Source organism: Leptonema illini DSM 21528 (genome assembly GCF_000243335.1).
Lineage (GTDB): Bacteria > Spirochaetota > Leptospiria > Leptospirales > Leptonemataceae > Leptonema > Leptonema illini.
Genome location: NZ_JH597773.1, coordinates 2,685,425 through 2,701,120 on the forward strand (window position 1 = coordinate 2,685,425; position 15,696 = coordinate 2,701,120).

Below are 15,696 nucleotides of genomic sequence, written 5' to 3' on the forward strand. Positions count from 1 at the left end.
TTCCGGACTGATGTACGGAAACGCAGGAGTAGAGACGTGAGAGAAATGAAAACGGTTACCCTTCTCGGGGCAAATGGAACGATGGGAGCCGGCAGCGCCGCCATCCTGGCATCGTTTGGTGGAATGAAAGTGCATATGCTTGCACGCACTGTTGAAAAAGCACAGGAAGGGATCGACAAGGCCGTCGCCTCTGTTCGCTCAGGTATCATCAAAGACCGCATGATTCCCGGCACCTACGACGATCTGGAAAAGTGCGTCGCCGAGAGCGACTGGGTTTTCGAGCTCGTCGCCGAGAACTACGAGACGAAGCTTCCGATCAACGAACGCATCGCTAAATCCCGCCGTCCCGGCACGCTTGTTTCGACGGTTAGCTCGGGCCTTTCCATCGAAAAACTGGCTTCAGTGTTCGACGAAGACGGAAAGAAACACTACTACGGAACGCACTTCTTTAACCCTCCTTACAAACTGGTACTGTGCGAACTGATCACGCATCCGGCAAACGACCCGGCCTATACAAAAGAGCTCGGCCGTTACCTTGAAGAGACGCTTGTGCGTCATGTCATCTACTGTAACGATCGCCCCGGCTTCGCAGGCAACCGCATCGGCTTCCAGTTCATGAACGAAGCGGCCATCTTCGCCGAGAAGAACCAGGACCGCGGCGGCATCTACTGGATCGATCAGATGCTATCGGGATACACCGGCCGCGCTATGAGCCCGCTTGCGACGGCAGACCTTGTCGGTCTCGACGTTCACAAGGCCATCGTTGACAACATCTATGAGTTCACGAAAGACGCAGCCCATGAAACCTTCAAGCTGCCGGCTTACATGCAGAAGCTGATCGACAAAGGCCAGCTCGGCAATAAGTCAGGCAAGGGCCTGTATATGCGTGAGAAGAACGCCGAAGGCCGCACGGTCGTTAAGGTCTACAACATCGCAAAAGACGAGTACGAAGCCGCTCCGCAGCTGGATCTCAGCTTCAAGAAGCAGGCCGCCGCTTTCATTCAGGAGGCGAACTACCGCGGATACGCCGACCATCTGAAAAACGCTCCCGGCGCCGACGCCGATCTCGTGCGTTACTTCATCGGTCGCTATATCTCGTATTCGCTGTCGCTTGTTCCCGACGTAACCGACGTAGCCGGCGCCGACGGAGCGATGGGCTTCGGATTTAACTGGGTTCCTGCATCGGCATGGATCGATCTGCTGGGCGGCGTCGACGAGACGAAGCGCTTTATCGAAAAGACCGGTCTGGCCGTTCCCGATCACATGAAGTCGCTTTCCGGTAAGTCGGTCTACTCGCTGAAAGGCAAACTCGATTTCCGTCAGCTGTTCCGTGCAAGCTGAGAAGTTGTAACTCTCGTAAGAGAGACGGGCGGGCTGAAAGGCCCGCCTTTTCTATTTCAGAAGCCTGCCTTAGCAGGCTGCTGAAATAGCTGCCTGTTAGAATACGTCGAGAAATGGTAGCAACGCTACCGTTTCTCTCACACCTTATGCTTTTCCGAGTCGGACTTACAGCCACCAATCCTTCACCTTTGAAAAAATTGTTTTACATCCTGTCGGTGTTTTGCGTCTGATACGACAATTGCCTCTAAAGGAGTACAAACGCATGGCCAGACTTGAAATGGTAGAAGGTATCGGTGATAAATACGCGACGAAACTGCGCGAAGCAGGGGTTCGCTCAACGGGCGATCTTCTGAAAAAAGGCGGCACGCCGGCAGGACGCAAAGAGATCGCTAAGAAATCGGGCATCAGCGAGAAGCTCGTTCTCGAATGGGTCAATCATGTCGATCTGTTTCGCATCAAAGGCGTCGGCGAAGAATATGCCGATCTGCTTGAAGAGGCGGGTGTCGATACCGTTGTTGAACTCTCCAAACGCAAGGCCGATGCTCTGACCGAAACGCTCAAGACGACAAACGATAAAAAGAAGCTCGTGCGTCAGGTTCCGGCTGCTTCTCAGGTAAAGGCCTGGATCGATCAGGCAAAATCGCTTCCGCGCGCGATTAGCTACTGAGAAAGATCCGTCCGTGGAGCGATCCGCGGACGATTTACCTCTTAGTTTTCGCGCTTTTTGCCTTGCTCTTCCCTTCGATTCAGATAAGCTGCCAGCTGTGCGCCGGTGGCTTTTTCTTGTTCTGCTGTGTCCGATTCAACACCTCTTCGCCGAGTCGGGGATTGAAATTCGCCCTGCGCTGGACTTATACACCGAACCGACCGAGCTTCAGATCGAAGAGATTCTGAAAGGAAGCGGTAGCTTTCACCGTTCTGACGAAGTCGCTCCCAATCTTGGAGTTCTGCGTCACCCGGTCTGGGTACGATTCACTCTTGAAAAAGGACTTCCCCCGCGACTGTTCCTGAGCGTCGAATTGCCCTCAATCGACCAGATCGACCTGTATACCGAAAAAGACGGCGTCCTGCATCATACAAAGACCGGACGCACCGTTCCGGCAACGCTGCGCGAACAGGAGGATCGTCATCATACCTTCTCCCTGCCCTATGCAACCGATCGAGAAAACGTCTATTATCTGAAAGTGGCAAGCGAGATCGGCATCGCCCTGCCCGTCGTCGTTCGTGACGAAGAGGCGTATTACCGGAATGCGCGCCGCGATACGATCGTTCAGGGCTTTTATTTCGGATGGATCGCCGTCATGATCCTCTATAATCTCTTTCTCTTTGCGACGACAGGCGAGAAAGGACATCTGCTTTACGCCGTTACGCTCTTTTTCTCGAACCTGCTCTTTCAGCTTTCTCTAAACGGCTTCCTGGCCCTTTATCTTTTTCCGTCGCTGCCGGCGGTTTCGCGCGAGCTGCATAACTATATCTATATCTTCAGCCTGATATCGTCGAGCGCCCTTGCCATCCATCTACTTGCCACAAAGCGGCATACTCCGCGGCTGCACCGTTCTCTTCAGATAGGCATCGCCCTCGCCTGTATTATCCTGCTCTTCTCGCTCTTTCTGCCGTTCCGCATGATTAACCAGGCCCTCGATCATCTTGCCGCCGTGATGCTTCTGCTCTTCTTCTCAAGCGGCTTCATGTGCGCCCGCGCCGGCTATCGTCCGGCCGTTTATTTCTTCGTCGGCTTCGGCGCCGTCATGGTCGGAGCGCTGCTCTCGCTTCTGCAGGCGATGGGGTATCTTCCCGTAAACGCCGTCACACGCTACGCCTTTCAGTTCACTCAATCGATCGAGGTCATCCTGGTCGGATTCGCCGTCGCCGATCGCTACAATCTTCTTAAAACGGAATCGGAGCGCGCCTGGAGTCGGGCCAGGGTGCAGGAAGAGCGCATCCGCGCCCTCAGACAGGAACTCAGCCTTGCCGGCCGCATTCAGGGTCGGCTGCTACAGACAAAGCTGCCCGAGAACGTCGCCGTGCGTCACCTGCCCTCCGCCGTCATCGGAGGCGATCTCTATCACGGACATCGCAACGAACGCGGCCATCTCACCCTGCTCCTGGCCGACGTCGCCGGTCACGGTCTGCCGGCCGCCCTTGAGGCGTCGATGCTCTTCGTCGCTTTTCGCGAGGCACGAGGCGGAACACCGGCACAGATTCTCCGCGGCATTCATGAGATCCTCTCTCCGGTTCTTCCCGATCTATTTATCACGGCTCTGATCGTCGAGATACAGGAAAAGCGGATGATTTGTGCCAGCGCCGGTCATCCGCATTGCCTGATCCTCAGCCGTGATCAGAATCTGGTGTTACGGCCGCCCGTTCGTGGACGACCTCTTGGCGTCGGCGAACGCTGGTCAGAAACGATCATCGATCTCAAGCCGATGGATCGTATCTTGCTTTTTACGGACGGCCTGATCGAGACGGTGGCCCGCGACTCCGACGAGCAGTTCGGTACGGATCGTCTGCGTGCAGAGCTGGCAAGAACGGCATCTATGGATTTACAGAGCGCCGCTGACCGCTTGCTCACTTCTTTTATCCTTTACGCACAGAGCGAACCCGAGGACGATGCGACATTCCTGCTCATCGATCCCTGACGATGTATGGCTTAAATCTGAAATCAACACAGGCTGTCGCCTTTACCGTATCAATGATATGGTTAGTCATACCGCAAAATATCATACTGGCAGACCGGGTCGCCTTGAAATCGGGCATGGTCTACCACGACGTTAAGGCCGAGCCGACGGGCAATGCTCATCGCATCAGCTTTTCGAATGGAATGATCAAATTCATTCCTAACTCGCAGATTCGTTCGGTCCGCCCCGGTCCGCTCACCTGGCAATTCCCCTACAGGCCGCCCGTTCAAAAGCCGCATCTTTTACCCGAAAAAAAGCCCGAGAATACGCCGGTGGAGACTCCCGAAACACAAATCCGAAAGCGGCCCGACGAGTTGCGCAAGCCTCCCGAAGCGACGCCGGAGGAAACGTGGCATCCCGGCAAAGGCTGGGGGCCCGTTTTAAAGTCGGCCATCCTGCCTGGGTGGGGGCAGTATTCGATCGGTGAGAAGCGAAACGGTACTCTCTTTGCTGCAAGCAGCCTTATTGTCTTCTATCGCTACTGGACGCTGCGTCAGCAACATGCCGCCGCCGAGGCCGACTATAACGATCCCGTGCCTGTTGCCGCCATCGCCGCGCAAAGCCAGACCGGAGCCTTCACCGTGCTCGATGTTACGGCCATGAACCTCTTCTATCTTTCAGAAAAAGAGCGCCGGGTGTACCGGCTACAGAACGAAGGGAACACCATGCTCGGGCTTTTCACGTTTTTATGGGGCTGGAACATGCTTGACATTAGCTGTCGCGGACCTCTGATGGAGCGGTGTCGCAGGCCATTCTCACGAACAGGCGAGCAGAGCCGTCTTCCCGACTTTGTTCCGGGCTTTTACTGGTACAGAGACACGGTTTCGGCGTCGGTCACTTTTTTTCTGTAGCTGCGTGAGGGAGCATCATGAGAGGTCTCGCAAAGAAAATACGACCGCTTCTGGCCCTGATCCTGCTCTCACTGAGTGGCTGTATCGTTTCTGACCTCAGTAATAGCTTTGATCCGAAGAGTCCGGCCGGATTGCTGCTCAACCTAACTGGCGGCTCAATCTCCTCATCTGGCACTAATTCCGGACCATCGGGCCCGAAAACCTGCGTCTTTGATACATCAAAGTTCGATTCTTGCACACTTGGTCCGTAACGCATGAGATTAAACGGAAAGTTCATTTTTCCTTGTTTGATCCATGTTTTTTTGAGAGAAATCCTCTCCATGTGCGTATTCTATATGTGCTCGTCGCGATGTACATACCGGGCGGTGGCTGGATGACGGCGACCGAGATGATGACCGAGGAGGATCTGCATCAGTTCCTCTTCGAGCATGGAGACCGTATTTATACCTATCTCTGTATCCTCTGCCGGGATGACGATGCCGCCTCTGAAGCGTTACAGAACGCCTACGTGAAGTTCATCGAACAGGTGCGCCGTCAGAAGGTGCGCCGCGAAAGCGCCGCCCAGTATCTCATGACGATTGCGCGCAACGACCACTTTTCGCAGCGCCGGCGAGATGGTCGCTCCGTCGTTCTGCCCGACGATACGATCGATACGGCCTATCAGGAGCGAGCCTCGCGAGAAGAACTGGCGCGTGAGCTACAGCTTGTGCTGCTTGATACGATCGAAGATCCGTCTCTGCCCGAAGACATACGACTTGTGATTCGATTGCGTTTTATAGAAGAGGTCGGCGTCGATGTGATCTGCAAAGAGACGGGCCGATCTCAGGCAACAGTGTATCGTTTAATGGAAAAGGCACTGAGCATCCTGGCCGATGCCTGCCGCAAGGCAGGACTGAATCTTGAGGAGGTGGGACTGTGAGCGAACAGCGTTTCGAAGATCTTGCACGCCGCATCCTCGACGAGCCATCCTCAAGCTGGCCCGAAGAATTGAAGGGACTGCGTACTCAGAAGAAAGCCATGCCCGAGGGTCTGCGTCTGCGCCTGCAGGCGATGAATGAAGCCGCCCTGCAAGAAAAACGACAGGACGATGCAAAAGAAGCGGCCCTCGAATCGGACGGTACATCATCGGCCGACGGCAAACCGGCAGACGGTCGCGTTCTCCAGATGAAACGATTCCGTCGTATAGCAGCCTTTAGCTCTTTACCGGCTGCAGCTGCGGCGGCCGTGCTGATCTACTTCGGCTTTATCTACTCCGGCCCCGACAGGATTCCGACCACGCTGAGTTATGCAGACGGGCCCGTACAGCTCAATGCACAGACGACAGAGAAGGGCCAGGACCTCATTGAAGGCGACGTGCTTTCCGTGCCCGCAGAGGCGCTTGCCAGTGTGGAAGCTCCGACGGTGGGCGTAACGCTGCGTCTGCATGGCAACACATCTCTCCTGATGGCACGACTTCGACCTGAACGACTGCAATTCCGTCTCGATCAAGGCTCTGCTCTTGCAAGACTGCAACGCGACGATAGCCAGACGGCAAAACCCGGCCTGGCCATCGTCACCGAAACCGGCGAGGCATCGGTCATCGGAACCGTCTTCTCCGTAGAAAAAGACACGCAGCAGACAAGACTGACCACCTATGAAGGTACCGTCAGCTATCGTCGCCGCTGGTCTGATCTCGAGGATCTTCCGGAATCGCTGATTACCGAAAGCGAACTGCTGACGAGAGCTCGAAGGGTTTTTCTCGAAGCAAAGGCCAGCGTCGATAAAGGTAAAGAATCCGTTATCTCGGCCAGCGACTTCCAGACGCGTCTTGCACTTATTCCGGCACTGAATCAGGCACTGAACCTGCCGGCAGTATCCGCTTTGAGAAACAAGGAATCCATTTCTAAAGAACAGATGGATGCCGCTTTGAAAGCGATAGAGGAATCTTTGAAGAATGAAAGCACCGATACGATCGTCGCAGGCGTGCAGGAGGCGTTCGGCCAGCCGCCCGAGGTCACTTCTCTCGATGGCGATAGCCTCGCCGGTCGGCGCCAGACAATGGAAGCGCTCAGTGTCGAAGAGCGTAACCGCCGCTTCAAAGAGATGATGTCAAAGGGCGGCCTCGATAAAGAGACGTTCCGCAAACAGGCGACCGAGCTTCTTGGAAAGGCACCACAGGAAATCATCCTCGTAAACGGAGAGTACATCTTCGGCACGATCTTCGGCGAAAACGGCAAATACACTGTCTACACGGCCTCAGGCGTGCGCATCATCTCGCCCGAAGAGATCGAAGAAATCCTCTTTGAATAGGGGTGTCCAGATCTATGCAACCAAAACCGGCCATTCTCACCCTGGTACGCAGCGGATTCTTTAAAGGAGTCGGCTTCTCGCTCGGCATGATGACTACGGGACTTTTTGCCGCCGCAGCGGCAATGAACGTCTTCTCACCCGGCGAGGTCATCAGCTCGGCCGAGATCAACCAGAACTTCGCCATCGCCGCCCCTGAAGGCGCCATCATGGCCTTCTATCTTGCAGAATGCCCTGAAGGATGGGCAGCGGCCGATGGTGACAATGGCACGCCCGATCTGCGCGGACGTTTTATTCGCGGCATGGATAACATGGGTGTCGGAGCGGCAAACGTTGACCCGCAATCAGCGATACGCACTCTCGGCCACGAACAGCTGGATGCGTTCCAGGGGCATCGGCACTCCCCGCTGGGGCAGTCTTTCTGGGGCCATAACGGGGGAGGTGCAGCCGGACCGGCACTCGGATCAATCGCCTGGGCACCCTATTCCACCACAGGCGACCCAACTGCTGATGCTTCAGGCATCGCGCCCCGCACATCCACAGAAACCCGCCCGCGTAACGTAGCGCTGATTTACTGCATGCGTAAAAACTGAGAGACGGAAAAAATCGTCGAACTCTAAGGGAGGTGCCACGCCTCCCTTTTTCTTTTCGTGGAAAAGGGCAGAGGCCATTGAACCGCAGAGGGCACCGGGGGCGCGGAGAAAACCACAGAGAGCAAACGCTGCGTCCGGGGCGCCTCTTCTGTTCGGTGGACTGTTGGAATGCCCGCGTGAGTATTCTTTATTGAATTCGGATCGGAATTTTCGCGTATTTCGCGCTTTTCGCGGTAAAGAACCTTCTGACTGCACAATGAGCGAGCATAGAGGGGACTCTACGGTGCTATCAATGCAGCGAAGCTACAATGCCCTCTGCTCGGGCGCGACATAATCTCATTATTTGCACATTGGCTTTGTTGTATTGAAACGGTCAGTAGAGTGCGAACTTCCATGCTCAGTCGTTTTAACATTGAGTCTTCAGGTTTTTATCGGAACAGAAACGGGCTTGCCGAGCTGATTGAGCTTGTTCAACAACCGGCTTCTCAAGAGAACTTCGGCTTGCTGGTTTGGGAAATTACGAGCGGCCATCCTTTCTCCGAATACTGTTTTGTAACGAAAGAAAGTCATTTCTACGAGTGATCGCTTATGATAGTCGCTTTCCTTCTTCCATGCTGCTCGGGTCTTCTCTCTCACAGCCCTGATAGTATCATCCCTCTGCCAGGATATCTTGAACCTTTCCGCATTTGAATACTTTTCATCGAGCGTCACTGCATGTTCGCGGGGTGGAACGATCACATTGATTCCGTTGATGCGGGCGGTATTGTAAACAGCATGAGTATCATAGGCTCCGTCGCCCCTGAACGACTTTATTTTCACGCCTGACGAAATCAAATCTCGCATCGCCTTTACCGCTTCTTTGCTGTCGCCGCTATCCTCATTATTGCTTGTTAACTCGGCATAAACTATCTCGCCGGAATTAACGTCGATTCCGATATGCAGTTTTCGCCACGTACGACGTTTTGAGGGACCATGCTTTCTGGTCATCCATTCACCGTCGCCATAGACTTTCAGCCCCGTCGAATCCATAACCAGATCCACGCCTTTTTTCATAGCCTTTGAGGCATTGATCGGCTTCATCTTGATCCCCGCCTGTCTTCTGCAAACCTGTGAATAATCGGGCACTTGCAGATCCAGCTTTAGCATCGTGAATAGCGACCTTACAAAACCGGTGGTCTGGCGAAGAGGGAATTTGAACAGGCCCCGGAGAGTCAGCATGAACTCAATTGCCTGGTCCGAATAAACAGGCTGATGGCCGCGTCCTCTATGACGGTATTCCGCTGCCCAGGTCGTGCTGATATCATCTGAGATCCATACGGTCAGGCTTCCCCGGTTCACGAGGGCCTGGTTATATTCCCGCCAGTTCTTTACACGATAACGTGTTTTCTCTTTTGCTTCGGTCTGTGTTTCAGCTTTTTTCCGGGCCATGCGTTCAGTTTATACGACTCATTGCAGGGTACAAGCATTTTCAGTACAACAAAGCCTAACGCTCCCATAATTATCTTATGTCACTGACCGCAGACGATCAAGATCCCCGATACAGTGAGGCTTACAGGACTCCGCACATCCAGCGGCCTATGCCGCATAAAAAGCGGTCGACTGGACGCTCGCCTTCGCAGTAGCCTTCTTGTAGCCGCTGCCTGATGCGGGGCAAAGAGAAGGCCATGATAGAACGTTCTACTCTTAAATCATTCAAGCAAGGCGTGGCGAGAGGCCTTGGAATCGGCATCGGTATCAGCATCGCCCTTGCCACAACGACGCTCTTTGCCGCAGCCGCTGCCATGAAGGTCTTCTCAGCCGGCGAGGTGATCAGCGCCGCCGAACTCAATCGCAATTTTACGATGGCAGCACCGGAGGGTGAGGTTTCGGCTTTCTATCTCTCTGATTGCCCCGAAGGCTGGACCATCGCCGACGGCACAAACGGCACGCCCGATCTGCGAGGACGCTTTATTCGCGGTATGGATAACATGGGCGTTGGAGCGGCTAACGTTGACCCGCAATCAGCGATACGCACACTCGGTCACGAACAGATGGATGCGTTTCAGGGGCACCGTCATTCGCCCCTGGGAGGTTCTTTTTGGGGGCACACTGCTCCTGGATCTTATGGACCTGCCAGTGGTGCCTATTATTGGGGATCGTCTTCCAAGACAGGTGACCCAACTGCTGATGCTTCAGGCATCGCACCCCGCACATCTACAGAAACCCGCCCGCGTAACGTAGCGCTGATCTACTGCATGCGCCAGAACTGAGAGACGGAAAATCGTCGAACTCTAGGGGAGGCGCCATGCCTCCCTTTTTCTTTGTGGGCCAAGGGCCAGAAAGCATTGAACCGCAGAGGGCACCGAGGGCGCGGAGAAGTCAGGGAGAGACGACGCAGCTTTTTAGGTGTTTGCCTTTTCCTGTTCACAGGATAGCCGCAATCGCCGCCTGACTTTGCTCTCCTGAATTCGGATCGAAACTTTCGCGTAGTTCGCGCTTTTCGCGGTCAAAAAACTTCTTTTTGCACGGAGAGCGAACATAGGGGGGCGAACATTACGTGGTATCAATGAAACGAAACTACAATGCCCTCTGTTCGGGCGCGACATAATCTCATTATTTTCACATCAGACTTTGTTGCGCAAAGATTATCCGAGCCAATAGCCTCCCGGATTTCAATTCCAGAACGTTTATTACCTGATCCGCTTCTCTGTTTTCGGTTTAGCCGTCTTGATCATTTTGTTAAGCATAGAGGCCCGCAAAGCGACCTCTACCCGCTGGTTCTCAAGGTTACGAGCGCTCAGGCGGTCACCGAACGTTCGCTTGTAGCGATAGATTGCCATTTCTACAAGTGATCGTTTGAAATATCCGCTCTCTGTCTTCCAACCTCCTTTTCCGATTTCCCGAATTCTTTTCACGATTTCATCGCGTGGCCAGGTATTATCCATGGCATTCTCGTATTTTTCGCTTGATAGAATGGCTCCTTCCCTGCTTGGAATAATGGCTTTGATTCCATGCTGCAAGCATGTCAGAAACACTCTATGAGCATCGTACGCTCCATCCCCGCGAAAATCCTTTATGTCATAGCCTTGCTTTACGAGTGATCGAATGATATCGGGTGCGGGCTCCGCATCGTGAGTATCACGCTGGGTTAGTAACGCAGTCAGTATCTGTCCGCTACCTGCATCAATGGCAAGATGAAGCTTGCGCCATGTCCTTCGTTTCCCCGCACCGTGCTCGCGAACTTTCCATTCGCCTTCGCCGAAAACCTTGAGCCCCGTTCCGTCGAGTACAAGATGAATTGGTTTTGATCGGATTCCCTTCGGCAATTTGATAGAAGGGGAGAGCCGACCCTGTCTGCGTGAGATTCGACTGTAATCCGGTACTTCCAGATCCAATCCGGAGAGCTTGAAAAGCGATGCCAGCAGCCCCGTTGTTTGCCGTAGAGGCAGCCCGAAGAGACTCTTCAAAACGAGAACGCATTCAATAGCAGCATCAGAGTATTTATCTCTTCTTCCCCGGCGATTCGGTGTTTCCACGGAATACCAGCGATCCTCAATTCCATCCTCTATCCAGAGACAGAGATCCCCTCGCTTAACGAGCCCTCTGTTGTAATCTCTCCAGTTCAGAACTCGATAGGGAACCTTTGGATCTTGCTTTCCCTTTATCCGCAATGCGCTCATAATATCGTTATGTCGCTAGGGCCGCAAAGTACAAGCCTTTTTTGCGCAACAAAGCCTTCACATCACTAACGCTCCCCGGATTTTGATATGTCGCTGATTGCCGACGATCAAAATTCCAGCGATAGAGAGCTCGCCGGACTCCTCTCATCAAGCGGCCACCGACGCATAAAAAGCGATCGACCGGACGCCCACCTTCGCTGTAGCCTTCTTGGAGCCACTGGCTCGATGCAGGGCAAAGAGAAAGCCATGACAGACCGTTCTACTCTTAAAACATTCAAACAGGGACTTGTAAAAGGCCTCGGTATTGGCGCCGGTGTCAGCATCGCCCTTGTCACAACAACACTCTTTGCCGCCGCCGCTGCCATGAAGGTCTTCTCAGCCGGCGAGGTAATCAGTGCCGCCGACCTCAATCGCAATTTTACGATGGCAGCGCCGGAAGGAGCCGTGATGGCGTTTTATCTGGGCTCTTGCCCCGATGGGTGGACGCCGGCCGATGGATCGCCGGGGACTCCCGACCTGAGAGGACGTTTTATTCGCGGACTGAACGACTTCGGATCAGGCGCTGCCACGGTCGATCCACAGGGTACACGGGCGTTAGGCAGCGTGCAAACGGACGCCTTTCAGGGGCATAAGCATAATGTGCTTCTGACGGCCGGTGCAGTTGATGGTAACGGAGGAAACCCCTTTAGCGGTCTTGCCGCCCCTACTGCTCTTGCCAGTGTCGGCCTGAGCCAACTTGGCGAAACAGGTACACCTCTGGATGCTTTCTATGGATTACCTCGCATCGCCAACGAAACCCGTCCTGTTAACGTCGGATTAATCTATTGTGTTCGTAAGAACTGATTCCCGTCGAAACGGTACACGCCCACACCACCGACAGGACCCGAACGGTCATGCATTGTGAAGATCCGGGCGCCATCGTGGTTTTGATATTCTCTTCCCATGCGATCGATAGCCGCCCTATTCTTCTCTCTCGAATAACAGGCTTCTTCCGGGAGTCCGATTCCTGCCAGACAGAGGTCCGTCGTATAGCATTCGTCTCCCGAGAAACGCCACAGGCGTTCTGTGTCTCGATAGAGCGCCGTTAGCGATCCGATGGTGTGCCCGCCTGATTCTTCCAGTAAAAGGGATGTGTCGGGCACAGAAAACGGATCGGCGCCGATGAGACGCAGACGCCCCTGAGCGAAAAGCGCGGTCATGGTCTCGCGTATAACTGCGTCGCGCTTCACAGCCTGAAACCCGCGCCATTCTTTCTCGCTTATATAGACGATGGCCTCACTCTGAAGAAAATCTGGAAGCGATCCGGCATGGTCGAAATGCGAATGTGTGAGTATGATGCCTGTGATATCCGATGGCGCAAATCCGGCCCGGGCAAGCAGGTCGACGGGCTCGCCATATTCGGTTAATCGGAACATCTCCCTGTAGCCGGGAAGATACTGCTCCGAAAAGCCGGTGTCGATCAGGATGACCTGATCCCCCTGCCTGATGAGATAGAAATCCCAGGCGAACGGGATCATCTGGCCGCGGCCGCCTTCGCGAATGCGATTCTCGGGATAGTCGCTTATACCGTAGCGCAGAAGAAGCAGCTCGGGCTCGCCGGAGGGGATGCGCAGGCATGCGAGGCTGATCGTCGCGGCGAGAGCGAAACAACAGGCAAGACAACAGATAGAGATAAGGCGGCGGATCAAATCCCCTCTGCCTCTCGCCAGAAATCATCGGAGTCTATCTCGCCTTTTAAGAGCTGTCCGAGAAGTGCTCGATGGCGCGGCGAGAAGGCGCTCCAGTAGCGCTGCACCCAGTCCGGCGAGGCGCGCTTCAGCTCGCTCTGTTCGTCGGCGGGCATGCGTCCGACGGAATAGCGTATAAACTGATCGAGCATGGAGATGCGCAGCTCACGCGGCAGCTCAAGGCCTTCGTTGCGCCTCTGCGCTTCGTCGGGCACAAACTGATCGAGCATGGCCTGTAGCTCTTCGTCGCTGATGTTCGGATACTGCTGTAGAATCATCTCGACGACAAGCCGCTTTGACATGCCTTTCACGTCGAAGTCGAGGCTATGGCCGAGCTTGCCCGCCATCTGCGAGGCCATCTTCTGAAAATCGAGATCGGCGACTCCGGCCGGCTGCTCGGAGCGGCGACGGTCCAGGGCCATCTCAATGCCTTTTATCTCTTCTACGTTCGCTCGATTGAGAATATAATCGAGCACCTTCATGTATTCCGATCGTCGATCCACGCTTCAATATCGGACCGACAGCCCGACGGGCAAATCATATTCGCCCGGATTGTTTCCTCTTTCTGACCACCGATTTTCGATTGCCTCGACTGACAGCCTGCCGAATCTGCATTCGCAGCTATGAACAACCACGATCTGATCGTCCGACACATCCAGGATTCCATTGCGGTAAAACAGCGAGTGATCGAAAGCTGCCTGCCGGCTACGGAAAAGGCCGGTCAGATCCTCTCTGAGGCGCTGAAACAGGGCGGCAAGGTGCTGATCTGTGGAAACGGCGGCTCGGCCGCCGACGCCCAGCATCTGGCGACGGAGCTTGTCATCCGCTACCGATCCGGCCACGAACGCCGCTCTCTGCCGGCGATGTCTCTGGCCGCCGATTCGAGCGCCCTGACGGCCTGTGCCAACGACTACGGCTTTGATCGCGTCTTTGCCCGTCAGGTAGAAGGACATGGCGCCGCGGGCGACGTGCTCTGGGGCATCACGACGTCGGGCAACTCCGAGAACATCTTACAGGCCTTTATCGAAGCGAAGCAGCGTGGGATGAAGACGATTCTATTTACGGGATCGACAGGCGGGCGTATCATGAAACATGCCTCTGATCGTGTGGATGCAGCGATCTGTATTCCCTCTGAAGATACGGCGCGCATCCAGGAATGCCATATTATGATCGGCCAGATCCTCTGCGCCGTCATCGAAAAAGAACTCTTTCAGTTAATCAGTTAACGCGGAGGACGGCGATGAAACAGGCCTGTTTGGGAATGGATCTTGGCGGCTCGAATCTCTTCTCGGTCGCCTACGACACGACTTCAGGCGAGCCCGTCCTTGAATCGAAGATCGACACCGAGGCCCGAAGCGGGTATGCTCATGTCATCGCCCGTATCGCATCGCAGATCACTGAAATCGAACGACGTCTGCAAGACACCGGTTATACAGTCACCGCCATCGGACTCGGCGTTCCTGGAGCCGTTGATGCCGATCATGGACTCATCCATATCGCACCGAACCTGGACTGGCATGGCGTTCACCTTGTCGCCGACCTGCCCGTCACAGACGAGATACGCAAAAAGATACGGTTGATCAACGACGTGAACGCCGGGTTATTCGGCGAGCTGCGCGAGATAAACCCCGTTCCGGCATGTGCGGTCGCCTATTTCTGCGGCACCGGCATCGGCGGCGCCATCGCCTTTCACGGGCAGCTGCTTACCGGCGTCGGCGGATCGGCGGGCGAGGTCGGGCACATGGTGATTCGCAAAGGCGGCAAGCGCTGTCAGTGCGGGCGCCGGGGATGCCTTGAGGCCTACATCGGCAAATGGGCTCTGAATGCTCGCATCCAGCGAGCCCTGATCAAGAACAAAGCGACGTCGCTCAAACAGATGATCGATTACGATCTTACAAAGATACCGATCAAGTCGGCCACTTTGAAAAAGGCCTACGCCAAACGAGACTCGTTCACACGCAAACTGCTCGAACGCCACTATGCCGCTTATCTCGCCGCCGGCATCAGTCAGACGGTGAACCTTCTCTCGCCCGACGTCGTTATCCTCGGAGGCGGCGTGATGGAGGCGCTTGGCGACGCCCTGCTGCCGGCCGTCTATGATCGCCTCGAAAAACACTGCCTTGCCTCGGTGCCGACGCTGCGCCTGGCCACGCTGGGCGACTATGCCGGAACAAAAGGAGCGGCGTATTATGCCGCCGGGCAGATGGCTGCATCCGGTGTGGTTTGACAGGCCGGCCGAGTCGAAAAACCTCAACCTGCCATGACCTACGCACTGTTCTACGGTATTGCCGGCCTTTATCTAATGCTTATGTCTTTCGGCATTCTGCATCGGCGCTATATGGCCGGATGGGATGGGCCGCGCATACTGGCTCTGCAGATCGCCGCCGGCGGTCTGATCGTGCTCTCGTTCTATTATGGCTGGCAGGCGTGGTTCCTTACCACCGAAGAAGGAAAGCAGATCATTGAGATGCAGGAGCGTATGAGACGCCAGTACATGCAGGATCAGAGATAGCGCGCCAGGAAAAGCCTTCAAAATCTGCGTGCTCTGCCGATAGTCGGAA

Annotated in this window: 16 protein-coding genes; 12 read left to right on the forward strand and 4 right to left on the reverse strand. The window is 55.0% G+C overall.

Translation table 11 applies throughout. From position 1 onward, the window contains the following. The first annotated feature begins 36 nt into the window (after positions 1 to 36). The 7 genes from LEPIL_RS12315 to LEPIL_RS12350 all read left to right on the forward strand — a co-directional run bounded on the left by LEPIL_RS12315 (position 37) and on the right by LEPIL_RS12350 (position 7,749). Positions 37 to 1,341 (forward strand): 3-hydroxyacyl-CoA dehydrogenase family protein, encoded by a 1,305-nt coding sequence (locus LEPIL_RS12315; protein WP_002772847.1) that lies wholly within the window; start codon positions 37 to 39, stop codon positions 1,339 to 1,341. 262 nt (positions 1,342 to 1,603) lie between these two features. Continuing rightward, positions 1,604 to 2,008, forward strand: a complete 405-nt coding sequence (locus tag LEPIL_RS12320) for a DUF4332 domain-containing protein (protein ID WP_002772848.1) — start codon at positions 1,604 to 1,606, stop codon at positions 2,006 to 2,008. A gap of 97 nt (positions 2,009 to 2,105) precedes the next feature. Next, positions 2,106 to 3,980 (forward strand): 7TM diverse intracellular signaling domain-containing protein, encoded by a 1,875-nt coding sequence (locus tag LEPIL_RS12325; protein WP_002772850.1) that lies wholly within the window; start codon positions 2,106 to 2,108, stop codon positions 3,978 to 3,980. Positions 3,981 to 4,033: 53 nt separating this feature from the next. Further along, a complete protein-coding gene (locus LEPIL_RS12330) occupies positions 4,034 to 4,870 on the forward strand; it encodes a hypothetical protein (protein WP_143464798.1) in 837 nt (278 codons plus the stop codon). Between the two features lie 337 nt (positions 4,871 to 5,207). Further along, positions 5,208 to 5,789 carry an RNA polymerase sigma factor gene (locus LEPIL_RS12340; RefSeq protein ID WP_143464799.1) on the forward strand — a complete coding sequence of 194 codons (582 nt, stop codon included), beginning with the start codon at positions 5,208 to 5,210 and terminating at the stop codon, positions 5,787 to 5,789. After that, on the forward strand, positions 5,786 to 7,159 hold the full coding sequence (locus LEPIL_RS12345) for a FecR family protein (protein ID WP_002772855.1): 1,374 nt from the start codon (positions 5,786 to 5,788) through the stop codon (positions 7,157 to 7,159). The genes LEPIL_RS12340 and LEPIL_RS12345 overlap by 4 nt, the downstream gene beginning before the upstream one ends. A 14-nt stretch (positions 7,160 to 7,173) precedes the next feature. Beyond that, positions 7,174 to 7,749, forward strand: a complete 576-nt coding sequence (locus tag LEPIL_RS12350; RefSeq protein ID WP_002772856.1) for a phage tail protein — start codon at positions 7,174 to 7,176, stop codon at positions 7,747 to 7,749. Positions 7,750 to 8,169: 420 nt separating this feature from the next. Here LEPIL_RS12350 and LEPIL_RS12355 read toward each other — a convergent pair whose 3' ends face one another. Continuing rightward, on the reverse strand, positions 8,170 to 9,177 hold the full coding sequence (locus LEPIL_RS12355) for an IS5-like element ISLil2 family transposase (protein WP_002769088.1): 1,008 nt from the start codon (positions 9,175 to 9,177) through the stop codon (positions 8,170 to 8,172). Positions 9,178 to 9,413: 236 nt separating this feature from the next. Between LEPIL_RS12355 and LEPIL_RS12360 the strand changes: the two genes are divergently transcribed. Further along, complete coding sequence (locus tag LEPIL_RS12360) at positions 9,414 to 9,998, forward strand: phage tail protein (RefSeq protein ID WP_143464806.1); 585 nt, start codon at positions 9,414 to 9,416, stop codon at positions 9,996 to 9,998. A gap of 420 nt (positions 9,999 to 10,418) precedes the next feature. On the opposite strand, the gene LEPIL_RS12365 is transcribed toward LEPIL_RS12360, so the two are convergent. Then, on the reverse strand, positions 10,419 to 11,408 hold the full coding sequence (locus LEPIL_RS12365) for an IS5-like element ISLil3 family transposase (RefSeq protein ID WP_002772858.1): 990 nt from the start codon (positions 11,406 to 11,408) through the stop codon (positions 10,419 to 10,421). An 87-nt stretch (positions 11,409 to 11,495) separates the two neighbouring features. Between LEPIL_RS12365 and LEPIL_RS12370 the strand changes: the two genes are divergently transcribed. Beyond that, the gene (locus tag LEPIL_RS12370) at positions 11,496 to 12,251 is read left to right on the forward strand and encodes a phage tail protein (protein ID WP_002772859.1); all 756 of its coding nucleotides are present in this window, start codon (positions 11,496 to 11,498) and stop codon (positions 12,249 to 12,251) included. On the opposite strand, the gene LEPIL_RS12375 is transcribed toward LEPIL_RS12370, so the two are convergent. Continuing rightward, a complete protein-coding gene (locus LEPIL_RS12375; RefSeq protein ID WP_002772860.1) occupies positions 12,230 to 13,096 on the reverse strand; it encodes an MBL fold metallo-hydrolase in 867 nt (288 codons plus the stop codon). The two genes, LEPIL_RS12370 and LEPIL_RS12375, sit on opposite strands and share 22 nt — an antisense overlap. After that, entirely contained in the window at positions 13,093 to 13,638 is a 546-nt protein-coding gene (locus LEPIL_RS12380; RefSeq protein ID WP_143464780.1) for a hypothetical protein, read from the reverse strand. The genes LEPIL_RS12375 and LEPIL_RS12380 overlap by 4 nt, the downstream gene beginning before the upstream one ends. A 120-nt stretch (positions 13,639 to 13,758) precedes the next feature. Between LEPIL_RS12380 and LEPIL_RS12385 the strand changes: the two genes are divergently transcribed. The 3 genes from LEPIL_RS12385 to LEPIL_RS12395 are packed head-to-tail and all read left to right on the forward strand — an operon-like array spanning position 13,759 to position 15,647. After that, positions 13,759 to 14,361 (forward strand): D-sedoheptulose-7-phosphate isomerase, encoded by a 603-nt coding sequence (locus LEPIL_RS12385; RefSeq protein ID WP_002772863.1) that lies wholly within the window; start codon positions 13,759 to 13,761, stop codon positions 14,359 to 14,361. Positions 14,362 to 14,375: 14 nt separating this feature from the next. After that, a complete protein-coding gene (locus LEPIL_RS12390) occupies positions 14,376 to 15,362 on the forward strand; it encodes an ROK family protein (RefSeq protein WP_002772865.1) in 987 nt (328 codons plus the stop codon). A 33-nt stretch (positions 15,363 to 15,395) separates the two neighbouring features. Beyond that, a complete protein-coding gene (locus LEPIL_RS12395; protein WP_002772866.1) occupies positions 15,396 to 15,647 on the forward strand; it encodes a hypothetical protein in 252 nt (83 codons plus the stop codon). Positions 15,648 to 15,696: the final 49 nt, after the last annotated feature.

Excerpts from the sequence above, each read along its gene's own strand:
- LEPIL_RS12320 (WP_002772848.1), top strand. The coding sequence starts at position 1,604 with ATGGCCAGACTTGAAATGGTAGAAGGTATCGGTGATAAATACGCGACG.
- LEPIL_RS12330 (WP_143464798.1), top strand. The coding sequence starts at position 4,034 with ATGATATGGTTAGTCATACCGCAAAATATCATACTGGCAGACCGGGTC.
- LEPIL_RS12350 (WP_002772856.1), top strand. The coding sequence starts at position 7,174 with ATGCAACCAAAACCGGCCATTCTCACCCTGGTACGCAGCGGATTCTTT.
- LEPIL_RS12355 (WP_002769088.1), bottom strand. The coding sequence starts at position 9,177 with ATGGCCCGGAAAAAAGCTGAAACACAGACCGAAGCAAAAGAGAAAACA.
- LEPIL_RS12360 (WP_143464806.1), top strand. The coding sequence starts at position 9,414 with ATGATAGAACGTTCTACTCTTAAATCATTCAAGCAAGGCGTGGCGAGA.
- LEPIL_RS12365 (WP_002772858.1), bottom strand. The coding sequence starts at position 11,408 with ATGAGCGCATTGCGGATAAAGGGAAAGCAAGATCCAAAGGTTCCCTAT.
- LEPIL_RS12370 (WP_002772859.1), top strand. The coding sequence starts at position 11,496 with ATGTCGCTGATTGCCGACGATCAAAATTCCAGCGATAGAGAGCTCGCC.
- LEPIL_RS12385 (WP_002772863.1), top strand. The coding sequence starts at position 13,759 with ATGAACAACCACGATCTGATCGTCCGACACATCCAGGATTCCATTGCG.
- LEPIL_RS12390 (WP_002772865.1), top strand. The coding sequence starts at position 14,376 with ATGAAACAGGCCTGTTTGGGAATGGATCTTGGCGGCTCGAATCTCTTC.
- LEPIL_RS12395 (WP_002772866.1), top strand. The coding sequence starts at position 15,396 with ATGACCTACGCACTGTTCTACGGTATTGCCGGCCTTTATCTAATGCTT.